Source organism: Bradyrhizobium sp. SZCCHNS3016 (genome assembly GCF_032484535.1).
Classification (GTDB): domain Bacteria; phylum Pseudomonadota; class Alphaproteobacteria; order Rhizobiales; family Xanthobacteraceae; genus Bradyrhizobium.
The window spans coordinates 1-14,354 of record NZ_JAUETE010000026.1 but is presented as its reverse complement, the minus strand read 5'-3'; the positions used below and the strand labels follow the sequence as shown (position 1 = coordinate 14,354).

The following is a 14,354-nucleotide window of genomic DNA, read 5'->3' as shown; positions in this document are numbered from 1 at the left end:
ACACTCCCGCGGAATCAGCCGCGGGAGTGCGATGAGCCTTGACGAATGCGGCGAGCGCCTCTCGCGCCCGCCGGGCACGGCGTGCCTACGCCTGCTTCTCCTTGCGGTTCTGACGGTGCTGCACGAGGTCGTCGACCACGCCGGGATCGGCGAGGGTCGAGGTGTCGCCCAGTGCGCCCGGCTCGTCCTCGGCAATCTTGCGCAGGATGCGGCGCATGATCTTGCCGGAGCGGGTCTTGGGCAGGCCAGGGGCGAACTGGATCTGGTCGGGCGAGGCGATCGGGCCGATCTCCTTGCGCACCCAGGCGACGAGCTCCTTGCGCAGCTCCTCGCTCGGCTGCTCGCCGGCCATCAGGGTGACATAGGCGTAGATGCCCTGGCCCTTGATGTCGTGGGGATAGCCGACCACGGCGGCTTCCGAGACCTTGGCGTGGGCGACCAGCGCGCTCTCCACCTCGGCGGTGCCCATGCGGTGGCCGGAGACGTTGATGACGTCGTCGACGCGGCCGGTGATCCAATAGTAGCCGTCGGCGTCGCGGCGGCAGCCGTCGCCGGTGAAGTACTTGCCCTTGTAGGTCGAGAAGTAGGTCATCTCGAACCGGGCATGATCGCCATAGACGGTGCGCATCTGGCCCGGCCAGGAGCGGGTGAGGCAGAGATTGCCTTCGGTCGCGCCCTCCAGCGGCTTGCCGTCGGCATCGACGATCTCCGGCACGACGCCGAAGAACGGCCGCGTCGCCGAACCCGGCTTCAATTTGGTCGCGCCCGGCAGCGGCGTGATCAGGATGCCGCCGGTCTCGGTCTGCCACCAGGTGTCGACGATCGGGCAGCGGTCGTCGCCGACGACGCGGTGATACCACTCCCAGGCTTCCGGATTGATCGGCTCGCCGACCGAGCCGAGCAGGCGCAGAGACGCGCGCGAGGTCTTCTTGACCGGCCCGTCGCCGCCCTGCATCAGGGCGCGGATCGCGGTCGGCGCGGTGTAGAAGATGTTGACCTTGTGCTTGTCGATGACGTTCCAGAACCGCGAATTGTCCGGATAGTTCGGCACGCCTTCGAACATCAGCGTGACAGCGCCATTGGCCAGCGGCCCATAGAGGATGTAGCTGTGGCCGGTGACCCAGCCGACGTCGGCGGTGCACCAGTAGACGTCGCCGTCGTGATAGTCGAACACGTATTGATGCGTCATCGCGGCGTAGACGAGATAGCCGCCGGTTGTGTGCAGCACGCCCTTGGGCTGGCCGGTCGAGCCCGAGGTGTAGAGGATGAACAGCGGATCCTCCGCATGCATCGGCTCGCACGGGCACTCGGTGGTCACCATCTCCGCGGCCTCGTGGTACCAGAGGTCGCGGCTCGGGTTCATCTCGATCTTGCCGCCGGTGCGCTTGACCACGACGACCCAGTCGACATTGTCGACCTTGTTCAGCGCGGCATCGACATTGGCCTTGAGCGGCACCTTGCGGCCGCCGCGCAGGCCCTCGTCGGCGGTGATGATGATCTTGGAATCGCAGTCCTTGATGCGCTGGGCAAGCGAGTCCGGCGAGAACCCGGCGAACACCACCGAGTGGATGGCGCCGATGCGGGCGCAGGCCAGCATTGCATAGGCGGCTTCCGGGATCATCGGCAGATAGATGGTGACGCGGTCGCCCTTCTTGACGTTGCGGTTGCGCAGGATATTGGCCATCCTGCACACCTCGTCGTGCAGCTCGCGATAGGTGATGCGCTTGGATTGCGAGGGGTCGTCGCCCTCCCAGATGATTGCGGTCTGGTCGCCGCGGGTGGCGAGGTGACGGTCGACGCAGTTGTAGGCGGCGTTGAGGACGCCGTCCTCGAACCATTTGATCGAGATGTTGCCGGGGGCGAAGGAGACGTTCTCGATCTTCGTCGGCGCCTTGACCCAGTCGACGCGCCTGGCCTGCTCGGCCCAGAAGCCGTTGGGATCCTTGATCGAGCGCGCGTACATCTCCTGGTACTTCGCGTCGTCGACAAAGGCGCGTTTCGCCCATTCGGCCGGAACGTCGTAGATCTTCTCGGACATTTCACACCCTCCACATGCGGCCCGCCGTGGTCCAGCGCAGGCCGTCGTTGTTCCCACTATGCGTCCGCGTAACCGGCGGCGACAAGGCAAGACAAGTAGAACCTTCGGCGGGGACCCGGTCTGCGCAGGATCAAAGAATTGTGCGCGGAGGTTGCGGCAGCCGGCCGCGCGGCAGAGGTCGCGACAATCAGCAGCATCAAGGTTACCCGGAATCGGGTCGCCGTCCGGTATTTTGAAACCGCTTTGCCCAAAATTAGGGACTCGCTATCCGGCCCATCACGCCCTAAATCGCCTTGAAGCTGTGGATAACTGGGCCGGATCCAAACCGGACTCCGGGGCATTGAGCGGATCAACACGACGGCAGGGCGTCTAAAGCAATGATGGACCAGCAGAATTTCGAGAGCCCGCGGGTCGGCCCGGCCGACGCCGAGGTCGCGCTCGCGAAAGCGCTGGGCCAGTGGCCGTCCAAGCCGCCGCGCCGCAAGCTGACCTTGAAGGATCTGGCCCACGCCAAGACCGCCGACGCCCAGGGCAATGCCAAGACCTCGGTCGAGGAGCTCGCCAAGCGCATCGGGCTGAAGCTCGGTGACCAGGCCGAGCTGACCATCCGCCGCATCAAGCGCGGCAAGAGCTATACCTTCATCCGCGCCAATGGCACCCCGATCCGCCACGCCGGCACGATCCGCCGCCTGCACGCCATGGCAGTGCCGCCGGCCTATCGCGAGGTACGCTACGCCCCCGACCCGAGCCTGCACCTGCAGGCGGTCGGCGTCGACGCCGCCGGCCGGCTGCAATACCGCTATCACGCCGACTGGGAGAAGGTGCGCGAGCATCGCAAGGCGCATCGCCTCGCCAAGCTGGTCGGCGCGCTGCCGCGCATCCGTCGCGCGGTATCGAAACATCTCGCCGGCGACGAGCCGACGCGGGAGTTCGCGCTCGCAGCCGTGATCGAGCTGATTGCGCGCACCGCGATCCGCCCCGGCAACGAATCCTATGCGCGGCTGAACGGCACCCGCGGCGCCACCACGCTCTTGAAGTCGAACGTCGCGCTCGAGGACGACAGCCTGGTGCTCACCTTCAAGGCCAAGGGCGGCAAGGCCGTGCGCAAGGAATGCGACGCCGCCAAGCTGGTGCGCGCCGTCGGCATCCTGCGCGGCGTGCCCGGCCGCCGCATGTTCCACTATCGCGACGCCCAGGGCGTGGTGCGCGCGGTCTCGACCACACAGGTCAACGCCTTCCTGCGCGAGATCGCCGGCATCAAGATCTCGCTGAAGGATTTCCGCACCCTGATGGCCTCCGCCGTCGCGCTGGAGACCTTGTCGCGGATCACGCCGGCGGCGAGCGCGCGCGGCCGCAAGAAGCAGATCCTGGAAGCGATCCGCGCCGCCGCCGACGAGCTCACCAACACGCCGGCGATCTGCCGCCGCAGCTATGTGCACGACACCATCGTCACGGCGTTCGAGGACGGCATTCTCGAACGCTTCGCCGCCACCATGAAGGGCCAGCGCTCGCAGACGCGGCGCGAGCAATTGCTGGCGCAAGTGCTGACGGCCGTCTCGGCCTGACGCAGCTAACGATCAAGCCTGGCAGCGCGTCCCGATCTTGGCCGATGCAAGGAAGCGGGCGATCGGATCGAGCTGCCGGCACGGCACCGCCGCGCTCTTCACCGTCGTGGCCTCACGCTTGGCCGGCCGCAGCACGGCCGACTTGCTGGCCGGCTTGGCGCGGCGGGCAGCCGACGCACCACGTCCCTCCGCGCGCACGGCCCTCGAGAGCAGCGGCAGGCGCGCGCCTTCGTTGAGATCGAGCGGCGGTGTTTCGAAACTGCGATCGGACTCGTTCAACGTATCAACGCCGGGAATCGGCTCGCGGATCAGCGACGACGTCGCTTCGCCCGCGATGTCGCCGGGCGATACCGCGGCAAGCACCATCTTCGTTGCAAGCAAGCAGCAGATTATCACGAGGCAGAACCCCGCAATCCAGATCGTTCTGTTCACTGTAGGAAACCCCCGCCGATCGCGCCGGACAGTGCGGGACATCCCCTTCCCGCAGCCGGCGCCGTGCCGACCAATCAACCTTAAGAAAGTCTTACTCGCAATGTTTTCGGCAAGTTCGGCCGGGCTTGGCTCGCATTGTAGTTAATGACGACGATGATCGATCATCGGCATCGGCCAATGACCGACAGAGAGCTGATCAGTTCGCAGCAGGCTGCGACATTGCGGCGCGGCTCTCGTTCAATGAGTCGGCGAGACGATCTCGATGCCCTGAGGTTTCACGGATCACGTTAAATTATGCGCCGAAACTCGCTTCCGAACGCGGCGTAGCTCGGCCTGACACGACGCAAGAGCGCATCCGCTCAAGATCAGCATCGGTGTCGCAGTCGAACTCATCACGCGGCTCTGCCGCCGCCTTTCATAGGGAGCTACCCATGTCCAAGCGCATTGCCTTTCTCGCTGCCGCCGCCTTCGGCGCGCTGTCGCTGACCTCGGCTTTCGTCGCGCCTGTCAGCGCCGAGGAGAAGACCGTGATGGTCGGAGGGGCGGCGATGTATCCGTCGAAGAACATCGTGCAGAACGCGGTCAACTCGAAGGATCATACGACGCTGGTCGCCGCGGTGAAGGCCGCCGGGCTCGTGCCGACGCTGGAAGGCAAGGGACCGTTCACGGTGTTCGCGCCGACCAATACCGCCTTCGGCAAGCTGCCGGCCGGCACCGTCGACAGCCTGGTCAAGCCGGAGAACAAGGCGACGCTGACCAAGATCCTCACCTATCACGTCGTGCCCGGCAAGCTCGAGGCGTCCGACCTGAAGGACGGCCAGATGCTGAAGACGGTCGAGGGCGAGCAGCTCACCGTCAAGCGCGAGGGCAAGAACGTCATGATCGTCGACGCCAAGGGCGGCACCTCGATGGTGACGATCCCGAACGTCAACCAGTCGAACGGCGTCATCCACGTGGTCGACACCGTGCTGATGCCGGCGTCGTGAGGCCCGGCGCGACACCGGACACATCCGTTTCTTCCTCCTCCTCGCGGATGTGACCAGGAGCGAGCCGGGCCACCCCGGCTCGCTTTTTTGTGAACGCGATAGTTTCTGCGTATCGTTTTGATCGGCGCCGCGGTGTAACGGAGCCCGCCGAGCCGGCGTATAATTGGCGTGACGAATGCAAGCGACGTAAACGCAAGCGACGGAGCCGACCGCCATGACGAGCGCCACCACCAGCGCCCCTTCGACCCTCGCGGCGACCGGGGGACCTGTAACCGGAGTCGCGACCAAGGTCGTTCAGCCGGCCTGGGTGCGCGTCATGCATTGGATCAACGCCGTCGCGATGATCATGATGATCATGTCGGGCTGGCAGATCTACAATGCCTCGCCGCTGTTCGACTTCCGCTTCGACCGCAGCTTCACGCTCGGCGGTTGGCTCGGCGGCGCGCTGCTGTGGCATTTCGCGGCGATGTGGCTGCTGATGCTGAACGGCCTTGCCTATCTCGTCACCGGTCTCGCCACTGGCCGGTTCCGCCGCAAGCTGCTGCCGATCTCGCCGGCGTCCGTCGTCGCCGACCTCAGGGCCGCGCTGACCTTCAAGCTCGCCCATGACGACCTCACCGTCTACAACGCGGTGCAGAAGCTGCTGTATCTCGGCATCATCGGCGTCGGCATCGTCGTCGTGCTCACGGGCCTGTCGATGTGGAAGCCGGTGCAGCTGCATTGGCTGGTGAGCCTGTTCGGCGACTATCCGGCGGCGCGCTACGTCCATTTCGTCTGCATGGCGCTGATCTGCGCCTTCCTGGTGATCCATATTCTGCTCGCGCTGCTGGTGCCGAAGAGCCTGCGCGCGATGATCATCGGCCGCTGAGAGGAGAGACAGCCATGGCGAAACGTCCGTTCTTCATTCCCGGCGTCGACAAGCGGCTCCTGATCAAGGACTCGCTGAAGGTGATGCCCGATCTCACGCGGCGCCGCTTCATCACCGGTGGCGCCAGCCTCGGCGCGCTGACCTTGCTCGCCGGCTGCGACGTCGTCGACGGCGACACCGCCGAGGAGCTGCTCAAGAAGGTCTCGAAGTTCAACGACGCGGTGCAGGCCTGGATGTTCAATCCGGACGCGCTGGCACCGACCTTTCCGGAGAGCGCGATCACCAAGCCGTTCCCGTTCAACGCCTACTACACGCTCGACGAGGCGCCGGAGATCGACGCCGCCGACTGGAAGCTCGAGGTGCGCGGCCTCGTCGACAACAAGAAGTCGTGGACGCTCGACGAGCTGCACGCACTGCCCCAGGTGACGCAGATCACGCGCCACATCTGCGTCGAGGGCTGGAGCGCGATCGGCTCCTGGACCGGCACGCCGCTGCGCGATTTCCTCAAGCTGATCGGCGCGGACACCCGTGCGAAATACGTCTGGTTCAACTGCGCCGACAAGGACGGCTACAACTCGCCTTTGGACATGCGTACCGCGCTGCATCCACAGACCCAGATGACCTTCAAGTTCGCCGACCAGATTCTGCCGCGCGCCTACGGCTACCCGATGAAGATCCGCGTCCCCACCAAGCTCGGCTTCAAGAACCCCAAATACGTCGTCGCGATGGAAGTCACCAACGACTACAAGGGCGGCTATTGGGAGGATCAGGGGTACAATTCGTTCAGCGGGAGCTGAAGACGTCGATCGATAGAGCCGCGATCGCCGCCACATCCTCGGCTGTCGTCCCGGCCTTGAGCCGGGACCCATAGCCAACGGCGGTGATGACGCGGGCAACTGGCAGCCTCGTCCCTCGATGGCTTCCGCGGTATGGGTCCCGGCGTTCGCCGGGACGACACCATTTGTTAGGCTCGATCGGCGGCTTTCAACTTCCCCTGCATCGCCGCCATGACCGCCCCTAACAGCAACAAGGCCGCCGACACATTCAGCGCATAGGTCAGGCTGCCCATCGCATCGGTGATTGCCCCGACCACGAACGGACCCAACGTCTGGCCGATGCCGAACACGATGGTCAGGGCCGCGATCGCGCGCGACCACGCCGCCTGCGGCAGATTGAAGCGCACGAACGCGGTGGTCGCCGTCGTGACGGTCGAGAACGCGACGCCGAAGATCGCGGCGGACAGTGCCAGCATCGCCGGCGAATGGCTGAGCGCCGGCAGTGCGGCGCCGATGGCGTTGACGGTGAGGATGATCGCGGCCGGCCTCCCACCGCGGTCCAGCGCGATCACGCGGCGCCACACCCAGGGCGTGGTGAAGCCGGCCAGCCCGATCAGGCACCAGAACGCGGACTGGGCGGCGGCGCCGCCGCCGAGGTCGCGGACATAGGCGATCATGAAGGTGAGATAGGCGATGTAGCCGGCGCCATAGAGGAAGTAGCCGAACAGATAGATCGCCATCGGCCGCAGCGAGACCGGGGCTGCGCCGCCGCCGGACACAGCCGCCATCGCCGGGATCGGCGTCAGCAGCAGCGGTAGGATCAGCACGCAGCCCAGCGCGGTCAGCGCCAGCCAGACGATCCACCACGAGCCGGGCCCGAACGCCTGCAGCACGAACGGCGCCACCAGGCCGGAGGCGACGATGCCGAGCGGCGGTCCGGCATAGAACAGGCTGAGGATGAAGCTCGCCTGGGCCGGCCGCGATTGCGCGATCCGCGCCGCCAGCGTGCCGCCCGCGACGAAGGCGACGCCCGCGCCGACGCCGGTGATCAGCCGCGCCAGGCTGAGCGAGACGAAGTCGCCTGTCAGGGCGCAGACCGCGAGCGAGGCCAGCGCCGCCAGGGTTCCGCCACGCACCGTCGCCGGTGCGCCGATTCGGCCGATCAGACGCGACGCGATCAGCGCGCCGATCAGATAGCCGGCGGCGTTCACGGTGTTCATGAAACCCGCGGCCGAGTACGACCAGTGCAGCGAGTCCCGCATGTCCGGCAGCACCAGCGCATAGGCGAAGCGGCCGATGCCGAGGCCGACGATGGGGCCGAGCGAGAGCGTCAGGTTGAGCCGCGCCGGATGGGCCGGAGGCGGATCGGGCGTGGGATTCAGCAAGACATGCTCCGGCGCAGCGATCGTCCGGCAGTCCATGCTCTCTAGCGGCGATCCCGGAGAACATAGCAGCTCGGCACGCCGGTCCAGAAGACGTGCGGCGGCAATGGTGGCTTGCCAACCGTGCAGGAGGGCTTTAGCACTCCGCGCGGATTTTCGTTCCCGTCATTGCCGGTTTGGCCGGCAATCCGGCCAAGAATGCTGGATGCCCGCGCAACGCCCGGGCATGACAAGCCCCGTGAGGACAACGACCATGGCGACCCAGAAGCTCCTTTTGCTGCCCGGCGACGGCATCGGCCCCGAAGTGATGGCCGAGGTGAAGCGGCTGATCGGCTGGCTCAACGCCAAGGGGCTCGCCTCGTTCGAGACCGAGGACGGGCTGGTCGGCGGCGCGGCCTATGACGCCCACGGCGCATCGATCTCCGAGGCCGACATGGACAAGGCCAAGGCGGCCGACGCCATCATCTTCGGCGCCGTCGGCGGCCCGAAATGGGATGGCGTTCCCTACGAGGTCCGCCCCGAAGCGGGCCTCTTGCGCCTGCGCAAGGATCTCGGCCTGTTCGCCAATCTGCGCCCCGCGGTGTGCTACCCGGCGCTCGCCGATGCCTCCAGCCTGAAGCGCGAGATCGTCGAGGGCCTCGACATCATGATCGTGCGCGAGCTCACCGGCGGTGTCTATTTCGGCGAGCCCAAGACCATCACCGATCTCGGCAACGGCCAGAAGCGCGCGATCGATACCCAGGTCTACGACACCTATGAGATCGAGCGCATCGCCCGCGTCGCCTTCGACCTCGCGCGCAAGCGCCGCAACAAGGTGACGTCGATGGAGAAGCGCAACGTCATGAAGTCGGGCGTGCTCTGGAACGAGGTCGTCACCGCGGTTCACAATCGCGAATACAAGGACGTCACGCTCGAGCATCAGCTCGCCGATTCCGGCGGCATGAACCTGGTGAAATATCCGAAGATGTTCGACGTCATCGTCACCGACAATCTGTTCGGCGACATGCTGTCGGACATCGCGGCGATGCTGACCGGCTCGCTCGGCATGCTGCCGTCGGCTTCGCTCGGCGAGGTCGATGCCAAGACCCACAAGCGCCGCGCGCTGTACGAGCCGGTGCACGGCTCGGCGCCGGACATTGCCGGCAAGGGCCTGGCGAATCCGATCGCGATGCTGACCTCGTTCGGCATGGCGCTGCGCTACTCCTTCGACATGGGCGCACTCGCCGACAAGCTCGACGCCGCCATCGCCGCCGTGCTCGCCTCCGGCCTGCGCACCGCCGACATCAAGGCCGAAGGCTCGACCCCGGCCTCGACCGCGCAGATGGGCGAGGCGATCATCAAGGAGCTGGAGAAGCTCACGGCGTAGTTGGACGGCGCCGGTCGGGATCCAGCTCTCGCCGCGAAGACGCTGTGCTCCCCTCCCCCTTGCGGGGAGGGGTTGGGGGTGGGGGTCCACAACCAGTGACCCACGCTTCAGGCGCGTCTCACTTTCCCAATCATCAATGTCTGCCATCAGTCCCGACGCGCTTTCGTCGAAGCGCGTGCGTCTTACTTGTTTGCGCGGACCCATCAGAGAGCGTTGTCCGGGGACCCCCACCCCCGACCCCTCCCCGCAAGGGGGAGGGGAGCTCACCGCGATCGCCGAGAGTGCTTGGAAGCAACTGATGAAGGCGGGTGTCTCCTCCGGGACCCGCGCAGTCTCGCCTGTCGATTTTACCTGTAGACTTTCATCCCCGGTGGATTAGCCTGACGGCAAAGCCGCGCCATCGCTGGCCATCGCTGATGGACGCGGATTCGCAAGAGACGATGCGGGAGCCGGGGAGGACGGATGTGATCGCGACCGCGATGCGACATGTCGCTCGCGATGCAAACTGCGGCAGGCAGTTTCGTTGCCTTGAGGCCGCGGCGCCGGCCCGCGACCTGTCTCCCGCGACCTCCCTCACCACATGCGCTGACGCATGAGCGCGCCGCTCATCTCCGTTCACGGCCTGTGCAAGAGCTTCCCCGGCGTCCGGGCGCTGCACAATATCAGGTTCGAGCTGCTCGCGGGCGAGGTCCATGCCGTGATGGGCGAGAACGGCGCCGGCAAGTCGACCCTGATGAAGATCCTCGCCGGCGTCTACCGCAAGGACTCCGGCGAGATCATCTACGACGGCGCCAGCGTCGATTTTCCGAGCCCGCGCGAGGCGCAGGCCGCCGGCATCGGGATCATTCATCAGGAGCTGCAGCTGATGAATCATCTCACGGTGGCGCAGAACATCTTCATCGGGCGCGAGCCGATGAAGGCGTTCGGGCTGCTGCTGGACGAGGACAGGCTCAACCGGCAGGCGGCCGAGCTGCTTGCCCAGCTCAATCTGTCGATCGACCCGCGCACGACAGTCGGCGGGCTGACGGTGGCCAGGCAGCAGATGGTGGAGATCGCCAAGGCGCTGTCCTTCAACTCGCGCGTCCTGATCATGGACGAGCCGACCGCCGCGCTGAACAATCGCGAGATCGCCGAGCTGTTCAAGATGATCCGCGCCTTGAAGGCACGCGGCGTCGGCATCGTCTACATCTCCCACAAGATGGACGAGCTGAAGCAGATCGCCGATCGCGTCACCGTGCTGCGCGACGGCGAGTATGTCGCGACGGTGCCGGCCGAGAGCACCACGATCGAGACCATCATCGGCATGATGGTGGGCCGCACCTTGGGCGACGCGCGCGTCGCGGGCACGCAGCCCGCCGGCGCGATCGCGCTGGAGGTGCGCGGGCTCAACTGCGGGCCGCTGGTCCGTGACGTCAGCTTCACCCTGCGCAAGGGCGAGATTCTCGGCTTTGCCGGCCTGATGGGCGCCGGCCGCACCGAGGTCGCGCGCGCGATCTTCGGCGCCGACGCCGTTCCGTCCGGGGATATTCTCGTCGACAATCGCAAGGTGACGATCCGCTCGCCGGCGCATGCGGTCGCCCACGGCATCGGCTATCTCTCCGAGGACCGCAAGCGCTTCGGCCTCGCCACCGGCATGGACGTCGAATCCAACGTCGTGATGTCGAACCTCGCGAACTACCTTGCAATGAAGTTCGTGCTCAGGAAGCGCGCGATCCGCGACACCGCTGGCCGCTTCGTCCGGATGCTGAACATCCGCACGCCTTCGGTGTCGCAGCAGGTTCGCCTGCTTTCCGGCGGCAACCAGCAGAAGATCGTGATCGCCAAATGGCTCGATCGCGATTGCGACATCCTGTTCTTCGACGAGCCGACCCGCGGCATCGACATCGGCGCCAAGAACGAGATCTACCGCCTGCTCCGCTCGCTGGCCGACCAGGGCAAGGCGATCGTCATGATCTCCTCGGAGCTTCCCGAGGTGATCAGGATGAGCGATCGCATCGTCGTGATGTGCGAGGGCCGCATCACCGGCGAATTGTCGCCGGACGAGGCCACGCAGGAGCGGATCATGCATCTGGCCACCCAGCGCGAAACCATGAAGGCAGGCTGACGGCATGAGCGACCCCGCATTGGTCAAGGATCAGGTCAGGGATGGCCTCGCGCCGAGCGGCGCGATGGCGGCGCTGCGCCGCCGTCTGCTCGGGCCCGCGGCGCTGCAGAAGCTGCTGGCGTTCGCGAGTCTCGTGCTGCTGCTGGTCTATTTCAGCTTCGCGTCGCCGGCGTTCATGCAGACCGACAACATGATCAACATCCTGCAGGCGACCGCGGTCAATGGCGTGCTGGCGATCGCCTCGACCTTCGTGATCATCACCGCCGGCATCGATCTGTCGGTCGGCACGCTGATGACCTTCTGCGCCGTCATGGCGGGTGTGTTTCTCACCTATTGGGAGCTGCCGATGTGGACGGGCATCGTCGCGGCCATCGTCACCGGCGCGCTCAGCGGCGCCGTGTCGGGCACGGTCATCACCAAGATGAAGGTGCCGCCGTTCATCGCGACGCTCGGCATGATGCTGGTGCTGAAGGGGCTGGCGCTGGTCGTCTCCGGCAGCAAGCCGATCTATTTCAGCAACACCGAGAATTTCTCGATGATCTCGCAGGACTCGCTGCTCGGCTATGTCGTTCCCGCCCTGCCGATTCCCAACGCGGCCCTGATCCTGTTCGTGATGGCGGTGCTGGCGGCCGTCGTTCTCAACCGCACCGCGCTCGGCCGCTACACCTTCGCGATCGGCAGCAATGAGGAGGCGGTGCGGCTGTCCGGCGTCAATGTCGATCGCTGGAAGATCGTCATCTACGGCCTCGGCGGCGCGATCTGCGGCGTCGCCGGGCTGCTGCTCGCCTCGCGCATCAACTCCGCCCAGCCGGCGCTCGGCCAGGGCTATGAGCTCGATGCGATCGCTGCCGTCGTGATCGGCGGCACGTCGCTGAGCGGCGGCACCGGCACCATTCTCGGCACCATCATCGGCGCCTTCATCATGAGCGTTCTGACCAACGGCTTGCGCATCCTCTCGGTGGCCCAGGAATGGCAATTCGTCGTCACCGGGGTCATCATCATTCTCGCTGTTTACGCCGACATGCTCCGTCGAACCCGCGCCTGACCCTTCAAGGAGGACCAGCTACCAGCACCGCTACGACGTCGCGCTGAAGATTGCGCTGCCCGCCGACAGCGAGCGGCCACGACCACGATCATCAATGTAACGACAAGGTCACTGAAGAGAGCAGAGGAAACACCAATGTTGAGCAAGCATCTCCTCGGCGTCGCGCTCGGCGCCCTCATGGTCGCGGGAGTGTCCGCGAGCGCGCGTGCCGATGATGTCTACATCCCCCTCGTCTCCAAGGGCTTCCAGCACCAATTCTGGCAGGCGGTGAAGCTCGGCGCCGAGCAGGCCGCGAAGGCCGCTAACGTCAAGATCACCTTCGAAGGTCCGGAAACCGAGGCCATGGTCGACAAGCAGATCGACATGCTCTCCGCGGCGCTCGCCAAGAAGCCGCAGGCGATCGGCTTCGCCGCGCTCGATTCCAAGGCCGCCATTCCGCTCCTGAAGAAGGCGCAAGCCGCCAAGATCCCGGTGATCGCCTTCGACTCCGGTGTCGACAGCGACATTCCGCTGACCACCTGCACCACCGACAACGTCGCCGCGGCGGGCCTCGCCGCTGACAAGATGGCCAACATGATCGGCGATGCCGGCGACGTCGCCGTGGTCGTGCACGACCAGACCAGCCGCACCGGCATCGACCGTCGCGACGGCTTCCTCAAGCGCATCAAGGACAAGCATCCGAACATCAAGATCGTCAGCGTGCAGTATGGCGGCGGCGATCAGCTCAAATCGACCGAGATCACCAAGTCGATCCTGCAGGCCAATCCGAATCTCAAGGGTATCTTCGGCGCCAATGAGGGCTCGGCGATCGGCGTGCTCAACGGCGTCAAGGAGATGAAGAAGAAGATCGCCGTGATCGGCTACGATTCCGGCAAGCAGCAGAAGGCCGCGATCATGTCGGGCGAGATGGCCGGCGCCATCACCCAGAACCCGATCGGCATCGGCAGTTGCACCGTGGAGTCAGCGGTCAAGGCGTTGAAGGGCGAGAAGCTGCCGAAGGTCACCGACACCGGCTTCTACTGGTACGACAAGTCCAACATCACCGATCCGAAGATCGCGGCGGTGCTATACGATTGAGACGGGTGCGAGGTCGGGCCGGGTGATCGCATATGATGATCTGAGTTTGTGGCGGTCCATCTCCGCGTCGTCATGGCCGGGCTCGTCCCGGCCATCCACGTCGCGAGGCATCCCGGGAAGGACGTGGATGCCCGGGACAAGCCCGGGCATGACGGAGCAACCCACTCGGACGCTTGCTTGTCGCGACTGCCCGTCGGGCAAATCGGATCAGTTCTCGGGTGCGATCGATGGCGATTGACGGAGGTTGCCGGTCGTCCCGTTGCTCTATTCCCTTCGCGGCGAAGAACTTATTTCGCCCGCGATTTCAATCTCGTCCGCTCGATCAGTCGGACTCCGTCAAAAATTTCACTTTCGTTTTTCCAGAATCCATGGTCTTCTCCCTCCATCCCGCTTCGCTTGCGAGGGGCGTTTCGCGATCGTCACGAGGCGCGAGGCGGGAATGCGGTGGCCGCGAAGGCTCGCAGCATGTCCTAGGGGCATGCGGACGAACGAGGCTCTTGCGGACGTGAAGCTGCGTGGTCCTGGCGCCCCGATGCTGGCGCCAAGTCGGAAGGGCGATGATCCCGACGACAACGGTGGCTAACAGGCCGGACACCGGGGAGAGCGTAGAGTAAGCGTGAAAACCATCGCGCAGGGAAGGCCGGGTGGCGGGCTCAAGCGGTGGTCGCAACACCAAGTGTTTTCATTCGTGACAGCAGCTCGTCAAGCGCCTCTG

Annotated in this window: 11 protein-coding genes; 8 read left to right on the top strand and 3 right to left on the bottom strand. The window is 65.6% G+C overall.

Features of this window, described 5'->3' with window-relative positions; translation table 11 throughout:
- Positions 1 to 85: 85 nt before the first annotated feature.
- Positions 86 to 2,038, bottom strand: a complete 1,953-nt coding sequence (acs, locus tag QW881_RS31155) for an acetate--CoA ligase (protein WP_315758728.1) — start codon at positions 2,036 to 2,038, stop codon at positions 86 to 88.
- A 377-nt stretch (positions 2,039 to 2,415) separates the two neighbouring features.
- On the opposite strand from acs, the gene QW881_RS31150 reads away from it, so the two are divergent.
- Positions 2,416 to 3,603: a DNA topoisomerase IB gene (locus QW881_RS31150; RefSeq protein ID WP_315758730.1), complete on the top strand. Its 1,188-nt coding sequence runs from the start codon at positions 2,416 to 2,418 to the stop codon at positions 3,601 to 3,603.
- A gap of 12 nt (positions 3,604 to 3,615) precedes the next feature.
- Here the strand turns inward: QW881_RS31150 and QW881_RS31145 are convergent, their stop codons facing one another.
- On the bottom strand, positions 3,616 to 3,984 hold the full coding sequence (locus QW881_RS31145; RefSeq protein WP_315758731.1) for a hypothetical protein: 369 nt from the start codon (positions 3,982 to 3,984) through the stop codon (positions 3,616 to 3,618).
- 482 nt (positions 3,985 to 4,466) lie between these two features.
- Between QW881_RS31145 and QW881_RS31140 the strand changes: the two genes are divergently transcribed.
- The 3 genes from QW881_RS31140 (at position 4,467) to QW881_RS31130 (ending at position 6,686) form a co-directional block, all read left to right on the top strand.
- The gene (locus QW881_RS31140; RefSeq protein WP_315758732.1) at positions 4,467 to 5,021 is read left to right on the top strand and encodes a fasciclin domain-containing protein; all 555 of its coding nucleotides are present in this window, start codon (positions 4,467 to 4,469) and stop codon (positions 5,019 to 5,021) included.
- 214 nt (positions 5,022 to 5,235) lie between these two features.
- Complete coding sequence (locus tag QW881_RS31135) at positions 5,236 to 5,889, top strand: cytochrome b/b6 domain-containing protein (protein WP_315758733.1); 654 nt, start codon at positions 5,236 to 5,238, stop codon at positions 5,887 to 5,889.
- Positions 5,890 to 5,903: 14 nt separating this feature from the next.
- Positions 5,904 to 6,686 carry a molybdopterin-dependent oxidoreductase gene (locus tag QW881_RS31130; protein WP_315758734.1) on the top strand — a complete coding sequence of 261 codons (783 nt, stop codon included), beginning with the start codon at positions 5,904 to 5,906 and terminating at the stop codon, positions 6,684 to 6,686.
- A 167-nt stretch (positions 6,687 to 6,853) separates the two neighbouring features.
- Here the strand turns inward: QW881_RS31130 and QW881_RS31125 are convergent, their stop codons facing one another.
- Positions 6,854 to 8,086, bottom strand: coding sequence for a YbfB/YjiJ family MFS transporter (locus tag QW881_RS31125; RefSeq protein ID WP_315758735.1), 1,233 nt, complete (start codon positions 8,084 to 8,086; stop codon positions 6,854 to 6,856).
- A gap of 214 nt (positions 8,087 to 8,300) precedes the next feature.
- On the opposite strand from QW881_RS31125, the gene leuB reads away from it, so the two are divergent.
- From leuB to QW881_RS31105, 4 genes are all read left to right on the top strand, one after another.
- Positions 8,301 to 9,413 (top strand): 3-isopropylmalate dehydrogenase, encoded by a 1,113-nt coding sequence (leuB, locus tag QW881_RS31120; protein ID WP_315740665.1) that lies wholly within the window; start codon positions 8,301 to 8,303, stop codon positions 9,411 to 9,413.
- A 592-nt stretch (positions 9,414 to 10,005) separates the two neighbouring features.
- The gene (locus tag QW881_RS31115) at positions 10,006 to 11,517 is read left to right on the top strand and encodes a sugar ABC transporter ATP-binding protein (RefSeq protein ID WP_315758736.1); all 1,512 of its coding nucleotides are present in this window, start codon (positions 10,006 to 10,008) and stop codon (positions 11,515 to 11,517) included.
- Between the two features lie 4 nt (positions 11,518 to 11,521).
- A complete protein-coding gene (locus QW881_RS31110; RefSeq protein WP_315758737.1) occupies positions 11,522 to 12,562 on the top strand; it encodes an ABC transporter permease in 1,041 nt (346 codons plus the stop codon).
- Positions 12,563 to 12,697: 135 nt separating this feature from the next.
- Positions 12,698 to 13,639, top strand: a complete 942-nt coding sequence (locus tag QW881_RS31105) for an ABC transporter substrate-binding protein (RefSeq protein WP_315758738.1) — start codon at positions 12,698 to 12,700, stop codon at positions 13,637 to 13,639.
- Positions 13,640 to 14,354: the final 715 nt, after the last annotated feature.

What these genes read in the sequence shown, in the direction of transcription:
- QW881_RS31115 (WP_315758736.1), top strand. Translation starts at nt 10,006, where the DNA reads ATGAGCGCGCCGCTCATCTCCGTTCACGGCCTGTGCAAGAGCTTCCCC.
- acs (WP_315758728.1), bottom strand. Translation starts at nt 2,038, where the DNA reads ATGTCCGAGAAGATCTACGACGTTCCGGCCGAATGGGCGAAACGCGCC.
- QW881_RS31110 (WP_315758737.1), top strand. Translation starts at nt 11,522, where the DNA reads ATGAGCGACCCCGCATTGGTCAAGGATCAGGTCAGGGATGGCCTCGCG.
- QW881_RS31130 (WP_315758734.1), top strand. Translation starts at nt 5,904, where the DNA reads ATGGCGAAACGTCCGTTCTTCATTCCCGGCGTCGACAAGCGGCTCCTG.
- QW881_RS31140 (WP_315758732.1), top strand. Translation starts at nt 4,467, where the DNA reads ATGTCCAAGCGCATTGCCTTTCTCGCTGCCGCCGCCTTCGGCGCGCTG.
- QW881_RS31105 (WP_315758738.1), top strand. Translation starts at nt 12,698, where the DNA reads ATGTTGAGCAAGCATCTCCTCGGCGTCGCGCTCGGCGCCCTCATGGTC.
- QW881_RS31150 (WP_315758730.1), top strand. Translation starts at nt 2,416, where the DNA reads ATGATGGACCAGCAGAATTTCGAGAGCCCGCGGGTCGGCCCGGCCGAC.
- QW881_RS31125 (WP_315758735.1), bottom strand. Translation starts at nt 8,086, where the DNA reads ATGGACTGCCGGACGATCGCTGCGCCGGAGCATGTCTTGCTGAATCCC.
- leuB (WP_315740665.1), top strand. Translation starts at nt 8,301, where the DNA reads ATGGCGACCCAGAAGCTCCTTTTGCTGCCCGGCGACGGCATCGGCCCC.
- QW881_RS31135 (WP_315758733.1), top strand. Translation starts at nt 5,236, where the DNA reads ATGACGAGCGCCACCACCAGCGCCCCTTCGACCCTCGCGGCGACCGGG.